Origin of the sequence: Chromobacterium vaccinii (genome assembly GCF_001855275.1) — a bacterium.
GTDB lineage: Bacteria > Pseudomonadota > Gammaproteobacteria > Burkholderiales > Chromobacteriaceae > Chromobacterium > Chromobacterium vaccinii.
Genome location: NZ_CP017707.1, coordinates 400204 through 417951 on the forward strand (window position 1 = coordinate 400204; position 17748 = coordinate 417951).

19 protein-coding genes are annotated in these 17748 nt (G+C 61.6%); all 19 read left to right on the top strand.

What is annotated here, in order from left to right; translation table 11 throughout:
• Positions 1-9: 9 nt before the first annotated feature.
• The 19 genes from BKX93_RS01885 (at position 10) to BKX93_RS24400 (ending at position 17368) form a co-directional block, all read left to right on the top strand.
• Positions 10-969: a hypothetical protein gene (locus BKX93_RS01885; protein ID WP_070978430.1), complete on the top strand. Its 960-nt coding sequence runs from the start codon at positions 10-12 to the stop codon at positions 967-969.
• A complete protein-coding gene (locus tag BKX93_RS01890) occupies positions 966-2624 on the top strand; it encodes a hypothetical protein (RefSeq protein ID WP_244887223.1) in 1659 nt (552 codons plus the stop codon). Before BKX93_RS01885 ends, BKX93_RS01890 begins: the two co-directional genes overlap by 4 nt.
• Positions 2621-2848, top strand: a complete 228-nt coding sequence (locus BKX93_RS01895) for a hypothetical protein (RefSeq protein WP_070978433.1) — start codon at positions 2621-2623, stop codon at positions 2846-2848. The genes BKX93_RS01890 and BKX93_RS01895 overlap by 4 nt, the downstream gene beginning before the upstream one ends.
• Entirely contained in the window at positions 2835-4193 is a 1359-nt protein-coding gene (locus tag BKX93_RS01900; RefSeq protein WP_070978435.1) for a portal protein, read from the top strand. Before BKX93_RS01895 ends, BKX93_RS01900 begins: the two co-directional genes overlap by 14 nt.
• On the top strand, positions 4183-5079 hold the full coding sequence (locus tag BKX93_RS01905) for a hypothetical protein (protein ID WP_070978437.1): 897 nt from the start codon (positions 4183-4185) through the stop codon (positions 5077-5079). Before BKX93_RS01900 ends, BKX93_RS01905 begins: the two co-directional genes overlap by 11 nt.
• Before the next feature lie 62 nt (positions 5080-5141).
• Positions 5142-6920, top strand: coding sequence for an SIR2 family protein (locus BKX93_RS23310; RefSeq protein ID WP_083340389.1), 1779 nt, complete (start codon positions 5142-5144; stop codon positions 6918-6920).
• A 103-nt stretch (positions 6921-7023) separates the two neighbouring features.
• Entirely contained in the window at positions 7024-7968 is a 945-nt protein-coding gene (locus BKX93_RS01910) for a hypothetical protein (protein WP_070978438.1), read from the top strand.
• 128 nt (positions 7969-8096) lie between these two features.
• The gene (locus BKX93_RS01915) at positions 8097-10664 is read left to right on the top strand and encodes a phage protease (RefSeq protein WP_070978440.1); all 2568 of its coding nucleotides are present in this window, start codon (positions 8097-8099) and stop codon (positions 10662-10664) included.
• Between the two features lie 45 nt (positions 10665-10709).
• Positions 10710-11141, top strand: a complete 432-nt coding sequence (locus BKX93_RS01920; RefSeq protein ID WP_070978442.1) for a hypothetical protein — start codon at positions 10710-10712, stop codon at positions 11139-11141.
• Complete coding sequence (locus tag BKX93_RS01925; protein WP_070978443.1) at positions 11138-11764, top strand: hypothetical protein; 627 nt, start codon at positions 11138-11140, stop codon at positions 11762-11764. Before BKX93_RS01920 ends, BKX93_RS01925 begins: the two co-directional genes overlap by 4 nt.
• Positions 11761-12300 carry a hypothetical protein gene (locus BKX93_RS01930; RefSeq protein WP_070978445.1) on the top strand — a complete coding sequence of 180 codons (540 nt, stop codon included), beginning with the start codon at positions 11761-11763 and terminating at the stop codon, positions 12298-12300. The genes BKX93_RS01925 and BKX93_RS01930 overlap by 4 nt, the downstream gene beginning before the upstream one ends.
• A 1-nt stretch (position 12301) precedes the next feature.
• Complete coding sequence (locus BKX93_RS01935; protein WP_070978447.1) at positions 12302-12709, top strand: M15 family metallopeptidase; 408 nt, start codon at positions 12302-12304, stop codon at positions 12707-12709.
• On the top strand, positions 12709-12912 hold the full coding sequence (locus BKX93_RS01940) for a hypothetical protein (protein WP_070978448.1): 204 nt from the start codon (positions 12709-12711) through the stop codon (positions 12910-12912). The genes BKX93_RS01935 and BKX93_RS01940 overlap by 1 nt, the downstream gene beginning before the upstream one ends.
• The gene (locus BKX93_RS01945; protein ID WP_070978450.1) at positions 12902-13180 is read left to right on the top strand and encodes a hypothetical protein; all 279 of its coding nucleotides are present in this window, start codon (positions 12902-12904) and stop codon (positions 13178-13180) included. Before BKX93_RS01940 ends, BKX93_RS01945 begins: the two co-directional genes overlap by 11 nt.
• Positions 13177-13788 (top strand): hypothetical protein, encoded by a 612-nt coding sequence (locus BKX93_RS24395; protein ID WP_070978452.1) that lies wholly within the window; start codon positions 13177-13179, stop codon positions 13786-13788. Before BKX93_RS01945 ends, BKX93_RS24395 begins: the two co-directional genes overlap by 4 nt.
• Positions 13751-13948, top strand: coding sequence for a DUF2635 domain-containing protein (locus tag BKX93_RS23315; protein WP_083340390.1), 198 nt, complete (start codon positions 13751-13753; stop codon positions 13946-13948). Before BKX93_RS24395 ends, BKX93_RS23315 begins: the two co-directional genes overlap by 38 nt.
• Before the next feature lie 3 nt (positions 13949-13951).
• Positions 13952-15433 (top strand): phage tail sheath C-terminal domain-containing protein, encoded by a 1482-nt coding sequence (locus BKX93_RS01955; RefSeq protein ID WP_070978454.1) that lies wholly within the window; start codon positions 13952-13954, stop codon positions 15431-15433.
• Between the two features lie 11 nt (positions 15434-15444).
• Positions 15445-15798, top strand: coding sequence for a phage tail tube protein (locus tag BKX93_RS01960; protein WP_083340391.1), 354 nt, complete (start codon positions 15445-15447; stop codon positions 15796-15798).
• 196 nt (positions 15799-15994) lie between these two features.
• Positions 15995-17368, top strand: coding sequence for a DUF6161 domain-containing protein (locus tag BKX93_RS24400; RefSeq protein ID WP_145929221.1), 1374 nt, complete (start codon positions 15995-15997; stop codon positions 17366-17368).
• Positions 17369-17748: the final 380 nt, after the last annotated feature.

The following is a 17748-nucleotide window of genomic DNA, read 5'->3' on the forward strand; positions in this document are numbered from 1 at the left end:
AATACCAGCATGGCCAAGCGCGACCTTTCCAAACAGCTCGAATCACTTACCTTCCGCTGCACGGCGTGCGCGAACACGTTTGACGCCGCGCCGGGGCGGGTTGAGGATGCCCCCGAGCTCGAACACCACCCCTTCGCCTATTTCGCGGACTGTACCCGCTGCGGCGAGGAGGCGGCGCAGGCGCCGTTCCACAAATCGCTGGTGAAGGCCTGGGCGAGCGCCACCGGGCCGCGCACGGCGGCTGGCAAAGCCGCCAGCGCCAAGAACCTGGAAGGCCACCCTACGCCGGAGGAGGCGCTGCGCACCCGCTTCAACGCCCTGAAGCATGGCATGACGGCGGAGACGGCACAGTACTTCCCGGCCCGGCCAGGCAAATATCCCGCCTGCAGCAGCTGCGACGTAGACCCCGGCTACTGCGCCAAACAGCCGGCCTGCATCAAGCAGACCCAGCTCTTCATGGTCCACCATGCCGCCTTCGAACAGCGCAACCCCAAGCACCTGACGCCCATCTATTCGTCCATCCAGGCCAGCATCACCGCCATCATCCAGCAGATCCTGCAGACCATCATCGCCGACGGCGTGAAGCTCGAGCATCCGGCTTGGGCGGTGACGCGCGAGGGCGACATCGTGATCGGCGAGTACGCTGATTTCGAGACCGGCGAGAAGCGCATCATCATGGAGACGAAGGCGCACCCGCTGCTCAAGCCGCTGCAGGAATTTCTGTCCCGCAACAACCTGGCGCTGTCCGACATGGGCATGACGCCGAAGGCGATCGAGCAAGAAGAACAGCAGATGGGCCGCCTGGCGCCGGCCGGCGACGGCCCGCGCACGCTGTCCTTGGAGGACTACGCCGCCAAGCAGGCCGAGTCCATGGCCGCCCTCAAAGCCTTGGCCGACCGCGCCAACGCCCGCAAGCAGCGCGACCCGGTGCTGATCGAATACCAGCAGCAGAACGGGGGCGAGCAGTGAGCGGCGAGCGCATCGGCGCCGCCCAGCGCATCAAGATCCAGCACCGCGCAGAAACCGAGGTGATGCGCTACGCCCGGCCGGACCCGGCCACCGGCATTCGGCCCCATGCGCTATGGGCCAAGCACGTTCACAACGTGGACCTGGACCCCATGCAGGTGCTGAAAATGCTGGAGATGGACGCCAACCCCAATACGGTGGACTTCAGCTGCCGGCGGACGGGCAAGACGGCCGTCAAAGAGATGTACGCGCTGGAATTCCTCGCCACTACGCCGTTTCAGGAAGAGGGCATCGTCGCGCCGCGGCTGCAGCAGAGCCAGACCAACATCACCTACCACCTCGACGCCATCCGCCGTTCCGAGATCCTGACCGGCTGGGTGGCCTACAAGAGCGGCCGGCGCCAGATTGCAGACTTGAAATACCAGTTCGCCAACGGCAGCAAGGCCAGCTGCTACGGCATCATGAGCCAGATCGACGGTGACGGCATCAGCTTCGCCAGCCTGGAAGAGACAGACGACATGCCGGCCGACCGGCTGTTTTCCCGTTTCCTGCCCATGCTGGGCTCCGCGCGCCGGCTGGGCGTTGACCAGGGCGTCAGCTTCAAGCCGCAAATCCGCATTACCGGCGTTCACAAGGGCGCGGACGTGCTCAGCCACCTGATCGAAACCGGCGGCTACCACATCCTGCCGCCGGTGGACGTGTACATGGGCATCGAGCTGGGCATCCTGAACGAGGCGTTCGTGCTGGAGATGCAGTCCCAGTTGCCGGAGGCGGAATACATCCGCCAGTTCCTCTGCATCAACGCCGCCGCGCAAAACTGGATTTGGGAGAAATACATCCGCCGCGCCATGGCGGTGGGGCTGCAAGCCGGCCTGCAGGCCGCCGGACCGCTGCCAGGCCAGCGCTACCGCAAGCGCGGCCTGCTGTCCTTCGGCTATGACCATTCCGGCCACGGCGAGAGCGCGCACGCCTCTTGCTCCGCGCTTGTGGTGTGCGAGCAGGTGGGCAACTTCATTACCTTCCCCTATGTGAAAACCTGGCCGGCCGGCACCGACGACGCCGTGGTGGAGCGCGATCTGCTGGGCCTGTGGGAATATTTCAGGCCGGACTATGCAATGGGCGACGCCTACGGCTTGGGCATGCTCACCAGCCTCAACGACAAGCTGTTCGCCCAGGGTCTGACCGAGGTAGACCGCCGCAGCATAGGCGATGGCCAATCCACCGCCAGCACCTGGCAGCACTGGCCGTTCGCACCGATCCGATTCGAGGGCATGACCAAGCACAGCATGGCCAGCGCGCTGCGCGCCGCCTTCCACAACGGCCAGGCCGCCATTCCCTATGTGGACGACGGCACCGACGCGCTGCGCGCCAAGAACCACGCCAACACCAACTGGGGCCCGTCCGCGCTGGACCAGGTGCAGGCCGACGCCAGCGACTGGGGCAAGTTCATCCGTCAGCTGGGCAATATCAAGTCCAAGGCGGTGCAGGGCGCCAGCTACAACAGCTACAAAATGGCCAACCCGAAAATCGGCGACGACCTGTTCGACGCCGCCAGCGCCGGCGTCTGGGCGCTGCTCACCCGCGGCGTGGCCAGCTACACCCCCACGGTGATCGCTAGCCGCGGCATGACCACCGACCAACTGCTGGGCATGCGATGAGCTACGGCAAATACAAGCGCGCCCATCTGGACGAAACCCTGCCGCCGCCTCCGCCGCTCACCCCGGCGCAGCGCCAGCGCGCCGCCCAAATGCGCGACGCCTGGCGCGAGGCGTTTGGCGACGACCAACTGATCCGCGACCTGCTGGACGCCGGCATGATTCACGGCTGGCGCAATGTGATGTCCGTAACCCCGATCGAGGACGCACCCCATGGCGATGCTTGAAACCCTGTTGGCCCGGCTGGGCCTGAAAAAGTCCGCGGCGGCGCCCGCGCTCCCCGGCGAAACCATCGGCCCCACCAGCGAAACCGGCCGCCGCTCCACGCCGGAGAACCAGATCCGCGCCATGTACCGGCAATTCCATGTGGACTACGACCTGCGCGCCACCATCCTGGACATCCGCCAGATGGACCAGGCGGACGGCCGGGTGAAACGCATCCATGCCCGCGTGGCTCGGGACGTTACCCGCGGCGGCCTGGTGCTGTTGCAAACCGACCCGGCCAGCCCGCTGCGCGCCGAGTGGGACCGATTCGTCCGCCGGCTGCAGCTGGATCGGGCGGAGAAGCTGAAAAGCGACGCTCGCGGCCTGTTGAAGGAAGGCAACTTGCCGATGCAGTGGGTGTTGGACGTCGCCGGCAATGTCGTCTCCGCCGTGCGCATGCCCACCGAAACCATGCGGCCCAATGTCGGCGTCAACGGCCAGTTTCTCGACCCGCGCGCCGCCTACACCCAGATGGACTTGAGCAACGGCCTGGAGCTGGCCAGCTTTCCGCTGTGGCAGCTCACCCTGGCGCGGCTGGACCCGGAAAACTTCGACGACATGGGCGCGTTGGGCCGGCCGTTCCTGGACGCCAGCCGCGAGATCTGGCGCAAGCTGCGCATGACCGACACCGACCTGGTGATCCGCCGCAAACACCGCGCGCCGCTGCGGCTGTCCCACGTGCTGGAGGGCGCCACAGAGGTAGAGCTGCAGGCCTACCAGGACCGCGTGGAAGCCAATGCCGAGCTGATTCAGACCGATTTCTACCTGAACAAGAAAGGCGCGGTGACGGCGGTGCAAGGCGACGCCGCCTTGGGCGAGATCCAGGACGTGCTCTACCTGCTGGATAGTTTCTTCGCCGGCACCCCGCTGCCCAAGGGGCTGATGGGCTACACCGACGGCATGGCGCGGGACATCCTGGAAGACCTCAAACGGGACTATTACGACGAGGTGGACCAGCTGCAAGACACCCTGGCCTGGGTGTACGAGTTCGGCTTCCGCCTGCAGCTGCTGCTCAAGGGCATCAACCCGGATGCGGAAGAATTCAAAGTCACCTTCGCCGAGCGCCGCACCGAAACCGCCACCCAAACGGTAGACCGCGCTCTCAAGCTGCAAGCCCTGGGCCTGCCGCACTCCATGGTGTGGGAGGAGGTGGGCTACAACCCGGCAACGGTGGAGGCCCGCCGCGACAGCGACGCCAAGCATTATGACCCATACCCCGAGCCGGCCGCCGCCGCGCCCACCGTCAAAGTCACGCCGGGCAACGGCCGCAAGGGCGAAAGCGCGACGGACATTGGCCATGGCCGCTAACCGCGATCGCGCCGCGCTGATCCGCGCCGCCACCCTGGCCGCGGTGGAACAGCGCAACCAGCTGGGCGACCAGTCCGCGCAAGACCTGCTGGACACCTACGGCGAAGCGGCCAAGGCCATCGCGGAACATATCCAGCGCGCGGCCGGCCAGGACGACAGGGTGGGGCTGGAGCGGCTGCAGAACGTGCTGTCCCATGTCCGCGAGGAGCTGCGCCGACTGCAAGAGCGGCGGGACGGCCAGCTGTACCGCCAGATTGAGCAGTCCGCCCGCTTGGGTGCCTGCGTGTTCGCCGGCGCGCTGCCGGAATCCACCCTGTTCGCAGTCAACCATTCCGCCGTCGCATTCGTCCGTTCCTTCACCGCTGCCGATGGCCTGCAGCTGTCTGATCGCCTGTGGCGACTGAACCGCAACGCCGCCCAGGTGCTGACCGACCATGTCCAGTTCGCCGTAATCAATGGCGAGAGCGCCCACCAGGCCATGCTGCACAGCATGGGCCGCGGCGAGGGGGTGCCGGCCGACATCGCCAGCGCCTACAACGGCGCCCGCGGTGGCAATCTGGGCCGGCGGGTGCGCAGCCTGATGACGGGCGAGGCGGATCCGGTGAACAGCAAGGGGGTGGTGTACCAGGCGGAGCGGGTGTTCCGCACCGAGATCAACCGCGCCCACGGCGAGGCCTATATGGGCGCGGCGTTTCAGACCGATGGGGTGGTGGGGGTGAGGTTTCGGCTGTCGCCTAACCATCGCGTCCGCGATGTGTGCGACATCCATGCCACCGCCGACCGCTACGGGCTAGGCCCAGGCGTGTATCCCAGCCGCGAGGCCTGCCCGTGGCCGGCGCATCCGAACACACTTAGTTATGTCGAAGTCGTATTTTCTCCAGGGTGATGACAGATTTTGTGGCATGATTTTCCTGTCGAATGACTATTGCATGAGAGTTGAGGCTAAATATGTCACTAATTGGAAGCGATCCTCGTACCCAGCTGGCGTTTTCTTTGTATGAGAACAAAGGTGTGTATGCAGTCATGATCGGTTCAGGAATTTCCCGAACTGCCAGCATCCCTACTGGGTGGGAAATCACACTTGATCTAGTTAGGCGAATCGGTTTGGCACAAGGGGAAGAAGAGCAAGACGATTGGGCGCAGTGGTATCGAGAAAAAACAGGAAAAGAACCGAATTATTCAGACCTCCTGGCTGATATAGCTATTTCACCTGAGGAACGCCGTTCGATTCTGCATTCTTACATTGAGCCCACAGAGCAAGAAGCACAGGATGGCCTGAAAGTGCCCACTGCGGCACACCTTGCCATTGCCGATTTGGTGAAGTCTGGGCATGTTCGAGTCATCATCACAACCAATTTTGACCGGTTAATGGAGAATGCACTGCGTGAGAAGGGGGTTGAACCAACGGTTATTTCTTCAGTGGATGCGCTTGCAGGAGCGGAGCCTCTAACGCACTCTCGTTGTTATCTGCTCAAGATTCATGGGGACTATAAAGATGCACGCATTCTAAATACAGATGAAGAATTGAGTGCTTACCCTGAAGAGTATGGTGTGCTCCTTAATAGGATTTTTGACGAACATGGTTTGATTGTCTGTGGCTGGTCTGGTGAATGGGATCATGCTTTACGTGCGGCGATCCTCAGAGTGCCAGCTAGACGCTACCCAGTTTTTTGGGCGTCTAGGGGAAGAGTCGGTGATGGTGCTAAAGAGCTAATAAACCATAGAAGAGCAATAGAGATTCAAATTGATGGGGCAGATGAGTTTTTTGGCAGCATTGCAAAGAAAGTGGAGATTCTCAATCTTTCCAGGCAAGAAAATCCAATAAAGATCAATCTGCTGATTGATATGGTTAAGAGAGCTCTTCCAAAGCAAGATAGTTTTATTCAACTTGACGATATTGTATCCGGTGAGCTGGGGCACCTGTCGAATAATATTAATTCAAGTGATCTTTCAGCTATGCAGGCATGGAGTAAAGAAGAGTTTAATAGGCGAGTTTCATTTTACGAGTCTTCTGCAGAAGGAGTTGTGAAGATTGGTTTGATGCTCGGGAGGTGGGGGCGTGATGAGCATCGATTGTGGGCGCTGGAAATATTGAAAAATTTGGTTTCTACAGGGTCAAAGAATAACGGTGGGAATACAGTTTGGTTGAACTTAAGGCTTTATCCGGCGGTGCTGTTTTTTTATGGTTATGGGCTGGGATTGGTTCGGGCTGAAAAGTGGGGTGAGCTTCACAAGCTTTTTCGTGAGAAGGTTGTTTTTGATGGCAGGGATGCGCAGCTCGTTGTTAGGTCGTTATTTCTAGAGGCTTGGAACAATAACACTGGCTTGTGGCGTGAGTTGGAAGGGCTTGAGAAGCGAAGAACGCCATTGAGCGATCATTTGTATGATTTATTTTCCTCCTGGAAAAATGGACTTGTTGGGGTTGATTTGAATTTTGAGGTATTGTTTGGCAGGTTTGAAATGCTGGGTTCTCTAGCTTATTTTGAAGAGAATGAATTGCTTGAGTTGGAAAGCGCCTATCAAAAATCAAATGGCCAAATCTTTGCGGGGATGCCTCTTGGGCGTGTTGGATGGAATGGTACTGTTCATAATGGCTTAATTAAGGCGTTGGAGGCTGATGGGTGGAGGGCGCAGATATTGTCGGCTGAATTTGCTGATGGCCATAGTAGGAAACTGGATTTGTTTTTGGAGAACTTTAAGAGGGCATGTGGGCGAATGCTTTGGTAGTCGCGTAATAGATGCTTCTTGACATTTGATAAGGCTAAGCACGAAGCCGATAGCAGAAAGACTTGTTTAATAGTTTTTAATTATATAAGTTGGTGGAGAGCGTATGAAATGGATTCTGAGCTTACTTACAAGGGATATCATTTTTTTGTTTGTGGGAGCACTTCTTGGCTATTTGGCAAGTTTGATTGTAGCCAAGCAAACGGAGAGGAAGAAAGAATTAGTTGCTGAGGTAATGAATCGCGGAATAATTATTGAGGCGGCCACTGCTTGCCCATTTGACGTTTTAGACAGAACGGGTAGGAAGCTTAGTGATGTTTATTTTATATGCGTCAGAATTTGGAATAGAGGGAAGGATTGTGTTGTAAGGCAGGATATAAGTAAGGAGTCTCCTTTGTTTATTAAGATTCCTGACGAGGTTGGAGTGTTGGGAGAACCTGTTTTTTTTAAGGATGGGTGCGAAATTGGGCTTGCTGTTTCTGCCAGGGAAAATAATAAATTTGAATTGGATTTCGAATGCGTGAATGCAGGTGAGTGGGCGGAGATTGGCTTCTTTGTAGAGGGTTATCCCAAGAAGAAGTTGTCTGCTGGCGGAAGGATTTTTGGCCAGGATAAGGATTTTTCTTTTTATATCGATGATGGAGTGCTTCCCATTGGTGAGTGGATTGGAATAATTTTCTTGTTGGCGATGCTGATTCTTTGCCCTATATCGCTTATTGTAGGGGTTGTTTGGCTGTTGAGGGATTATTCGTGGGATACATTGTTTGTAAACCCCGGTGAAGTACCTGAGGCGCTGAAGAGAATGTTGGCTTTTGGTATTGTAATCCCGCTTATGTTTGCTGTGTACTATATTTTTAAGTGGGTGGAAAAGCGAAAGCATCCCAAATCATATCCGGCAGATGAAAGTTTCGAGCCGAGCCAGGCTAAAGCTATTGGTGCAATGTGGGGGATGGCATTGAGTAGGCGTCGATATAGTGTCTCTAATTCAGTTCATAACTCAGGTGAGATTGCCCCTGCTGTGTTAGAAGAAAAGCCGGATAGCGTAAATTGACTCCAGAGTAGGGCGGATATGTCGTTGGTGCTCCAGCCATTTCCGTCCAATTCCCCCCCTTATCCCACCATCCCCCCATGCTTACCCTGCTAGAAACCGCGCATCCGCGCGTTTCTGGCAGGTAGGCGATGCAAGCACCCCGACACTTCCAACTCTCTGAAAACCCCCAGCCGGGCCAAGTGGTCCGGTTGCTGGCCGGCATGGCCGATGTGCCGGACGCCAAACCCACCAGCTGGGTGACGCTCACCCGGGAGGGCTCGTTTTCCGATCCGCGCTATGGGCGCTTCGAGATCTCCCGCGACATGCTGCTGGCCATGGTCCGCAACTTTGACGCTGGCGTGGTGGGCACGGACATCTTCCTGGACGTGAACCACCAGCCCGGTGACGGCGCCGCCGCCAAGATCTGCAAGCTGGCGGTGGAGGGCGGCCGGCTGCGCGCGCTGGTGGAGTGGACCGACTTTGGCCGCGACGCGGTCAAGGCCCGCGGCTTCCGTTATCTCTCCGCTGAATTCTCCGAAAACTGGCAGGACAACGAACAGGGCCGGCTCCACGGCCCCGTCCTGTTGGGTGCAGGCCTCACCGTGCGTCCGGTGATCAAGCGCCTGGACCCCGTCACGCTGTCGTGCGATTCCGGCGCGGACATCCCATTGCTGCTCCACCCGGAGCTGGCGCGAACTCTCCTTTCCGAGGCGAAAACCACGATGAACAAGTATCTGAAGGCGCTGCTGGAGGCCCTGGCCGCGCGCAAACTGTCCGAGCAGGCGGTGGCCGCCGTCAAAACGCTGGCCGAGGCCCAGCTGGAAGGCATCACCGACGAAGCCCAGGCCAAGCAGCTGTGCGAGCAGCTGGAGCAGGCGGCTATCCAGCTGTCCGAGCAGCTGGCCAAGCTGCCGGCGAACGGCCCGGCGCCGGTGATCCAGCTGTCCGTCGGCGGTAGCGTGAACCAGGCCGACGTCGGCGCGGCCGTGGCCAAGGCGCTGGCCGAGCGGGACACCGCCGCCAAGCAGCTGGCCGAAATCACCGAAGGCAAGCGCAAGCTGCTGGCGGAAACCATCAATGCCGCCACCGGCCTGGACGATGCCGCCAAGAAGGCGCTTGCCGAGGCCGCCGCCGGCGTGATCACCGCCGACACCACCGACGACCAGGTGCGCGCGCTGGCGCAGATGCAGATCCAGCACGCCAACGAGCTGGCCGCCGCCCGCCAGCTGTCTGCGCTGGGCTACGCCCCGGCCGGCTCGCCGCAGATCACGGTGATCGCCGACGGCGTGAAGAAGCTGTCTGAGTTCTACCGCGAGAACCTGGCCAAGTCGTCCGCCGCCGGCCAGCTGCACCTGGACGCCAAGCAGACACTGCCGCCGTTTTGCCAGAAGGTGTTGGCGCAGCTGGACAGGATGTACGCGCCGCAGCTGGAAACCGAATACCGCGCGCTGGCGCAAGGGCAGGGCACGGTGGACATGGGCAACACCGCGCTGCCGCTGGGCGTACAGCGCGAGGTGATTCGCGAGGCGTTGTCCGACCTCAACGTGTTGTCCCTGGTGCAGACGCTGACCGACTTTTCCGGCGCCGCCACCACGCAAATTCCTTACGAGATGCGCGACGTCAGCCAGGTGGTGAACGAAGGCATCGTCTACGAAGGCCAGTCCATCCCTTACGCCGGCATCCGCCAGGCGATGGAAACCGTGTCCATCACCCCGATGAAGCTGGCGCTGTCCATCACCAACGAAGTGCAGTTCTTCACCCGCGCTTCCGCGCTGAACTGGGACGCGCTGGGCCGCAACATCGAGAGCAACGCCCGCGTGCTGCGCGAGCTGGTGGCGCGCCGCATCTGCAACGAGCTGCAGCGCTCGGCGGACAGCTATCTGGCCGTGTCGGTGAGCAACGAAAACATCGCTGCCCAGCTGGGCAGCGGCAAATCGCTGATCAAGCTGGCGCAGTGGCCGGTGGTGCGCCCCTTCCAGGCGCGAGACCTGCAGGGCGCCGCGGTGGGCCTGCCGGAAAACCCCATCACCGTCACGCTGAACAGCGTGCAGATCAAGCAGTGGGACGGCAGCGGCAAGCAGCCGGCCGGCACTTACTGGCGGGTGCTCAGCTTCAACCTGGGCACGCTGCAGTTTGTGGACCAGGCCGGCCAGCCCGTGGCCCCGGCCGCCACCGGCACCAACGCCATCAGCTACTCGGTGGCCACCAACGTCACCAAGTTCGACCTGGACCCGCAAGGCGGCGTGTCGCAAGAGAAATGGCTGAACGGCCTGCTGCAGAAGGTGGGCAACCGCAAGGCCATGATGCGCGGCCAGCGTTATATCGCGCCGGACTTCCTGCTGATGTCGCCCACGCTGAACGACACCGCCACCAACGCCGAGCAGTTTGTGGTGAGCCAGAAGCGCGACGGCAGCGACACCAACAGCCAGGGCGATCTGGCCCGCATCAAAGACCTGCCGGCCTTCGGCACCAACGCGCCGGGCGTGGACCTGGGCGACGAGCGCATCCTGATGGGCCAGCGCAACGTGCTGGGCTACACCATCGCCAAGCCCTTCGTCACCGGCGAGCCGTTCGAAATGGTGGGCGCGGACGGCCACCCCATTGGCCAGAAGCAGGCCTACGGCGAGGAATACAACGCCATCGCCGTGCCGCGCGTGGTGCGCAACCGCTTCACCAGCGTAATCGTGTACTCCAGCGCCGCCCGCGCGGCCCTGTAACCCAGCCGGCCCGCCGCCGGCGGGCCGCATCACCGGATGCGACAGATGAAAATCCCCTTCTACAACGACAGCGAACACTACAAAACCGTCGGCACCCAGCTGATTCCGCCCGGCGAAACCCGCGAGGTGGACGCCACCATGCTGCCCGGCTACGCCGCGGCGGAGCTGGCGCTGGACGACGTCGCTCCCGTGCACATCGTGGACTCGCTGCTGGCCGGCTCGCTGCATGAGCTGCTGTCCGCCATCCCCGTGCTGGCGCGCGAGGATCTGGAACTGCTGGGCGAACGCGAACAGGCCGAAGGCCGCCGCAAGGACGTGCTGTCCGCCGTGTCCGAGCGCCTGCTCACCGCGGCCAGCGAGGCGCTGGGCCTGCCCGGCGCGCGCTCGGACGAACAGGACGACGAGCTCAGCGGCGAGCTCCAGGCCGCAGGCGCGGACGCCGCCGAAACCGCCGCGGCCAAGGGCAAGAAGAAATGACCCTGTCCGCCCTGGCCACGGCCTTGCGCGACAGCCTGCTGGGCGCCGCGGAGGAGTTCGACCGCGAACCGGAGCGGGGCAGCCTGGCGCAGTTCCAGCGCCTGCTGCAGGTGGCGCTGGACGACTACAGCCGCCGCCGGCCGCTGATCGTGCTGGGCCGCCTGCAGCTGGAGGCCGAGCGCATTGTGTACGACTGCCCGGCGGATCTGGTGGCGGTGCAGGCGTTTGACTGGGGCCGGGCGGACAAGGCGCGCCTGCCGGTGTGGGCGGACGGCTGGCCGGGCCGCCTGCCGGACATGCGCGTCAGCCGCGACGGCGACCGCCGCGTGCTGTACCTGATGCCGGCGCCGTCCGCGCGCCAGATCGGCCTGCTGGGCAGCGCCGCCAGCTACCGCTACCGCGCGCGCCACACGCTGGACGAGCAGGGCGGCACCCTCCCGGCCGGGGACGCGCCGCTGGTGCTGCTGCGCGCCCAGGCCGAGGCCATGCGCGAGCTGTCCATCTCCAACACCATCAAGCCCTATCAGGTGCGCGACGGCATCAGCGCCACCCCGCGCAACGGCACGCCGTCCTATCTGCACACCGTGCTGATGGAAGAGTTTGAGCGGAGGGTGTGCCAATGAAAGGCTGGGTGGTGGTGGACGACGCGCTGGTGCGCAAGGCGTTTGAAGCCGCGCCGCGCGCCATGGCCGCCAGCATGGACCGCTACGTGGGCCGCGCCGGCTTGTACCTGGCGCGGGAGGCCCAGCGCGTGCTGCGCAAGAACCGCAGCATCGGCTTTTCCACGCTGGCGCAGTCCATGCATGTCAGCCGCCCGTTTCCCATGGCGCGGGACGTGGCCGCCGGCGTGCGCTACGCCCGCTATGTGGAAGAAGGCACCCCCGGGGGCTACCGCGGCCTGCCGCCCATCCGGCCGCTGGCCGAGTGGCTGCGCATCAAGCACGCGCTGGCCGAGCGCGACGCCCGCCGCCGCGCCTACGGCCTGGCGCGCTACATCCGCGATCACGGCACCCAGGCGCAGCCCTTCCTGGAGCCCGCATTCAACCAATCACAAAGCCGGCTGGCCGAGCTGCTGCGCGAAGGCGCGGCGGCCGGCGTGCGCGCCGCCCTGGGCGTGCGCGGCCACAGCGCCGGCGTATCGAGCCGTTACGGAGCCTGAAATGCCCAGCAGAAAACTTGAAGACCTCCACCCCGACCTCCAGCCGCTGGCGCGCCAGTTTCTGGACCGCTGCAAGGCCGCCGGCCTGGACGTGCTGATCACCTGCACCTGGCGCAGCGACGCGGAACAGGCCGCGCTCTACGCCCAAGGCCGCACACAGCCTGGCGCCCGTGTCACCAATGCGCGAGCCGGGCAAAGCGCCCACAACGCCGTGATCGCCGGCAAACCGGCGGCGCGCGCCTTCGACATCGTCCCGCTGGTGAACGGCAAACCCATGTGGGACGACAAGCACCCCGCCTGGCAAACCGCCGGCCGCATCGGCATGGAGCTGGGCTTGAACTGGTACGGCCGCCCCGGCGCGCCGTTCCGGGAGTTTCCCCACTTCGAACTGAAAAAAGGATACCTGTGATGGCCTGGCAACTTCTCCGCTCATATCTGCTCTCCCGCGCCCAAGAAGCCAGCACCTGGCGCGGCGTTTTGCTGCTGGCCACCTCCGCCGGCCTGGGGCTGTCGCCGCAGCTGCAGGAAACCATCGTCACCGCCGGGCTGGGGCTCGCCGGCCTGGTGGGCGTGCTGCTGCCGGACGGCAAGGGAGGGCGCGATGGCCAGTGATAGCGAACGCGCCGGCGGCTGGCGGTTCGACAAGCGCATCAATCTGGGCGATGTGCTCACCACCCTGGCGCTGGTGGGCACCCTAGCCGGCTTCATGCTCACGCTGGACCGCCGGCTCACCGTGCTGGAAGAAAAACAGGTGCAGCAAGCGCTAATCGATCGCCAGCAGGACGAACGCCTGTCCGAGGTGCGCGGAACCCTGAAGGACATTGACGCCAAGTTGGCGCAGATGCTGGAGCGGCTGTACCAGCAGGGGCGCGCCAAGTGACCGCCATCAGCCGCGCCATGGGCGCGCTGCGGGCCAGCCTGGCCGCCGCGCTGCCGGATCGCCTCCATTCCGCGTCCTTCGTGGACCACCCGCAGCGCCAGCCGGCGGAGCTGGAGCAGGGCGTGGTGACGGCGCTGTTGCCGGAGATAGAGCCCGGCGACTGGGACAGCACGCTGCGGCTGCGCGTGGTGGGCCAGCTGCAGGTGCGCAAGCACGTCAGCCAGCCGCATGACGTGGAGTCGGCCGAGCTGGCGCTGTATGGCCAGCTGCGCGCCTGGCTGCGCAACCCCGGCCCGGCCGTGCCGCGGCTGACACTGCGCAGCGCGCGGTTTTCCAGCCAACTGGAATTCCCCTTCGGCTGGGTGGCCCTGGAGCTGGACATGGGCCCGCTGGACGAGGCCGACGCGCCGGATAGCGAAACCTACCCGCCCAACCAACAGCCCGGCCGCCTGCTGCGCGCCCACATGGACGTGGACCTGGCGCCGCACGAAACCCGCGAAGAGCACAACAAATGGCTGCACGGCGACTACAGCGCCAGCCGGCCGGAACTCACCCTGGAGACCCAGCATCATGGACCCGATCATGGTCAACCTGAAACCGGCGGCTGACGGCCTGCTGGTGCGGCTGGAGGACGGCAGCGGCTACCTGCCGGCCGCTGGCCAGCCCGTGCCGCTCACCGCCTACTACCGCCGCCGCATCGCCGATGGCGACGCCGTGGAAGCGCAGCCCGAACCGGCCAAGCCGGCGAAACAGAAAGCGGAGGCATAAGCCATGCCCGACAACATCACCTATATGTCCATCCCCGTGGGCGTCCGCACCGGCGGCGTTTACGTGGAGATCGACCACACCAAGGCCGTGCGCGGCCTGCCGCAGATGGAGCGCAAGCTGCTGGTGCTGGGCCAGCGCCTGCCGGCCGGCAAAACCGCCGCGCTGGTCCCGTCCCGCATCCTCAACGCCGACGACGCCGCCACCCAGTTTGGCCGCGGTTCCATGCTGCACGCCATGGCGCGCGCCCTGGACGCGGTGAAGGCGCGCTACGGCCTGATCGACGTCTACGCCGTGGCGCTGGATGATTTGGACGCCGGCGTGGCGGCGAAAGGCACCATCACCCTGACCGGCGCCGTCACCAAGCCCGGCGTGCTCACCGCCTGGATTGGCGGCGAGCGGGTGCGAGCCGCTGCCAGTATCGGCGACACCAACGCCGCCCTGGCCGCCAAGCTGGCCGACGCCATCAACGCCAACGCGGACCTGCCCGTGACCGCCAGCGCCGCCGCCGGCGTGGTCTCCGTGGCCTGCCGCCACAAGGGCGACGCCGGCAACGGCATGGAACTGGCCGCGGCCTACTACGACGAGGACGCGCTACCAGAAGGCGTCACCGCCGTCTGCGCCAATCTCGCCGGCGGCACTGGCAACCCGGACGTGGGCGCGGCGCTGGCGACCGTGGCGGAGGACTGGTTCTACAGCATCGTCAGCGCCTACAGCGATAGCGCCAGCCTGGCATCGCTGGAGGCCGACATGGACGGCCGCTGGGGCGGCATGAACATGCGCACCGGCCACGTGTTTGCCGCGCGAGACGGCACCCACGCCCAGCTCACCACCTGGGGCGCGGCCCGCAACAGCCCCCATGTCAGCGCCTGGGGCCTGAAGGGCTGCCCCACCTGGGCGCCGGTGCGCGCCGCCGCCTGGGCCGGCGTGTGCGAATTCCACGGCGCGATCGACCCCGCGCTGCCGCTGCGCGCGGTGGAAGTGCCCGGCGTGCTGGCGCCGCGGCTCAAGGATCGGTTCAGCCGCAACGAGCGCGAGCTGCTGCTGCGCGACGGCATCAGCTCCACCGTGGCGGACAGCGGCGGCAAGATCATCCTGGAACGGGTGATCACCACCTACCAGAAATCGCCATTCGGCATGGATGACGAAAGCCTGCTGCGCCTGGAAACCAAGTGGACGGCCGACTACTACCGCTACGCCGTGCGCAGCCGCATCGCCCTGCGTTTTCCACGCCACAAGCTGGCCAACGACGGCATCAACGTGTCTCCCGGCCAGGCACTGGTTACGCCGTCCATCATCCGGGCCGAGCTGATCGCCCTGCACCGCGAGCTGGAATTCGCCGGCATCGTGGAAGACACCGAGCAGTTCAAGAAGGACCTGATCGTGATGCGCAGCGACGCTGACGTGGACCGCGTCAACGCCGTGCTGCCGCCCAACCTGGTCAATCAGTTCGTCACCTTCGCTGCCGCAGTGCAGTACCGTCTGTAAAGGAACCCAACATGGCACGCATGACCGGCGTGGTGTACATCACGCTCAATGGCCAGAAAAAGCGCAGCGAGGGCGACGCCAGCCTCAAGGTGGGCGGCAAGATCCGCGAGCAAATCAAAGACGCCAACGGCCCCTGCGGCCTGGCCACCAAGGAAGTGGTGGGAGGGGAGGTGAAGTTCACCCTGCGCCACGGCAGCGACGAGGACGTGGTGGCGCTGCAGCAGCTGGACGCTGTGACGGTGCTGTTTGAAACCGACAGCGGCCAGCGTTACCTGGTGGCCAGCGCCGGCACGGTGGGGGAGGTGGAGCTGAAGGGCAACAAGGTGGAAGTCACCATGGCCGGCAACCCGGCCGAGCTGGTCTGATTCCACCCCTGTTTGCACCGCCCGGCGCGGCCCATACTGACCCTGCGCTTCATGGCGTTCTCCTCTTGTAGTGCTACGGTGTGGCAACCGACCCGAACCCCGGCCTTGCGGCTGGGGTTTTTGTTTGCGTGAACTTATGCATTTGGGCAAAATAAATGACTTTGTTGTTGCGATTTAAAATTAAACTGAGGTTGCGATGGAATCAATTAAACATGAGGAAACCATTGAATGGTTCGAAAAAACTATCCAAGCAATCAATGCGACTTGGGAAGAATATGAATGGATCCGTGTCCATGTTGATAGTGTGAGACTTCCCAAGGAAATTACCTTCTTTGAAGATATCAGGAGGTTGGTTGATGAATTAGAAAAAGTTACTAGGGGTAACCCAAAAAGCTCTCCGGCGCGGCTGAATGTAGGGCTTGCTAATATAAAAAGTGCTTTAAGCAATTTTTTTGATAAATGGAAATTGCTGCTTGAGAGAATGAATGAAAATAAAAATTTCTTTGAGAAATTGAGAAGGGAAGATGATTACGAAACTGCATTATATTTAATGTTCTGCTTGTCTGGGCTTGTTAATACGTGTACCTCGATGAATGGGACTGATGTTTTGGGGGTGTCGGAAGCAATGTCTAAGCTGCAGATTTATAAATCTGGAGTGAGAGCTGGGCTGGCTGATCAAATAAAGCGAAATTCAATATCATTGAATGACGTGGAAGAAAGATTACAAAGTGCGCGTATTGGATGTGACCGTGTTGAGGAAAGTTTAAAAGCGTTCTCTCAGAACTACGATCATTGGCAGGGTAGAATTAAGTCGATTGAGAAGAAAGCTGAGGCGGGGATTGATAATTTAAAAAAAGAACATGATGAGTGGTCTATCCGGAGAGAGGATTTTGTAAAGAAAGAATTGGGCGATTTTGTTGATCTGCAACGTAAAGAGTTTGATCTTATAAAGAAGTCATTTGAGGCAAATAAGGCACTGGAAGCACCTGCTATTTATTGGGAGAAAAAGCAAAAGAAGCATAGGGTGCTATCGTATGTTTTTGGGGGTGTGGTGGCAATCGTGATGGTACTTGCTTTTCTTTGTATGTTTTTTGCTGTTTCAGATGTCGGTAAGGAATTGTCACTGCATTTGAATAGCAAGACGGTTGCTCATATGTCTTCAACTGCTAGTGCTCCTGCTTCATCAGGAATGAAAAAAACACAGGCAAGTGCTGGGCAAGTGGTAAACAAGACTGCTGAGAGAGGTGTTGTCGATACAGGCAAGGAAGATAATATTCCTGAGACTTGGCATTTTGCTGTCGCAAAGCTGCTGATCCTTTCAACGCTAGGCTTCTGGGCAGTGAGAATTCTAGTGCGTATTCTGCTAAGTCATATACATTTAGAAAATGATGCGGCTGAACGTGTGGTTATGGCGAAGACATATTTGGTGCTGCTGAGAAGAGGGAAGTTGCCTGAAGGTGATGATCTAAAAACAGTGTTGGCTGCACTATTTAGGCCGTCAGGGGATGGGATAGTTAAGGATGAAGGAATGCAGCTATCTTTAATGGAGCTGCTAACTAAAATAAAGTAGATCTGGAATGACTGAGGGGTAAGGGTGGGAATTCTTATTTTGGTTGTTGCATGGCTTATCATCTGGGGCGCGAAAACCGCGTACGCCAAGCATCTGGATGCCAAAGTCCGGGAGCAGGAATTGGCGGTTCAGCGTGCCTGGACGGAAGCAAGCGCAGAGCATGCTCGTTTTGTCTCAAGATGGGCAGCGCGATCCGCGAGTAGACCAAAAATGCCACCGGCCCCTGCGACTTCGCCGCAGAGCGACAACGTGGCCGTCACCGCGGCCGGCAACCCGGCCGAGTTGGCCTGATCCACTCTTGTTTGCACCGCCCGGCGCGGGCCTGTGCTTCATGGCGTTCTCCTCTTGTAGTGCTTCGGTGTGGCAACCGACCCAAACCC

Coding starts and splice junctions, on each gene's coding strand:
- BKX93_RS01885 (WP_070978430.1), top strand. CDS start 10: ATGGCCAAGCGCGACCTTTCCAAACAGCTCGAATCACTTACCTTCCGC.
- BKX93_RS01895 (WP_070978433.1), top strand. CDS start 2,621: ATGAGCTACGGCAAATACAAGCGCGCCCATCTGGACGAAACCCTGCCG.
- BKX93_RS01900 (WP_070978435.1), top strand. CDS start 2,835: ATGGCGATGCTTGAAACCCTGTTGGCCCGGCTGGGCCTGAAAAAGTCC.
- BKX93_RS01905 (WP_070978437.1), top strand. CDS start 4,183: ATGGCCGCTAACCGCGATCGCGCCGCGCTGATCCGCGCCGCCACCCTG.
- BKX93_RS23310 (WP_083340389.1), top strand. CDS start 5,142: ATGTCACTAATTGGAAGCGATCCTCGTACCCAGCTGGCGTTTTCTTTG.
- BKX93_RS01910 (WP_070978438.1), top strand. CDS start 7,024: ATGAAATGGATTCTGAGCTTACTTACAAGGGATATCATTTTTTTGTTT.
- BKX93_RS01915 (WP_070978440.1), top strand. CDS start 8,097: ATGCAAGCACCCCGACACTTCCAACTCTCTGAAAACCCCCAGCCGGGC.
- BKX93_RS01920 (WP_070978442.1), top strand. CDS start 10,710: ATGAAAATCCCCTTCTACAACGACAGCGAACACTACAAAACCGTCGGC.
- BKX93_RS01925 (WP_070978443.1), top strand. CDS start 11,138: ATGACCCTGTCCGCCCTGGCCACGGCCTTGCGCGACAGCCTGCTGGGC.
- BKX93_RS01930 (WP_070978445.1), top strand. CDS start 11,761: ATGAAAGGCTGGGTGGTGGTGGACGACGCGCTGGTGCGCAAGGCGTTT.
- BKX93_RS01935 (WP_070978447.1), top strand. CDS start 12,302: ATGCCCAGCAGAAAACTTGAAGACCTCCACCCCGACCTCCAGCCGCTG.
- BKX93_RS01940 (WP_070978448.1), top strand. CDS start 12,709: ATGGCCTGGCAACTTCTCCGCTCATATCTGCTCTCCCGCGCCCAAGAA.
- BKX93_RS01945 (WP_070978450.1), top strand. CDS start 12,902: ATGGCCAGTGATAGCGAACGCGCCGGCGGCTGGCGGTTCGACAAGCGC.
- BKX93_RS23315 (WP_083340390.1), top strand. CDS start 13,751: ATGGACCCGATCATGGTCAACCTGAAACCGGCGGCTGACGGCCTGCTG.
- BKX93_RS01955 (WP_070978454.1), top strand. CDS start 13,952: ATGCCCGACAACATCACCTATATGTCCATCCCCGTGGGCGTCCGCACC.
- BKX93_RS01960 (WP_083340391.1), top strand. CDS start 15,445: ATGGCACGCATGACCGGCGTGGTGTACATCACGCTCAATGGCCAGAAA.
- BKX93_RS24400 (WP_145929221.1), top strand. CDS start 15,995: ATGGAATCAATTAAACATGAGGAAACCATTGAATGGTTCGAAAAAACT.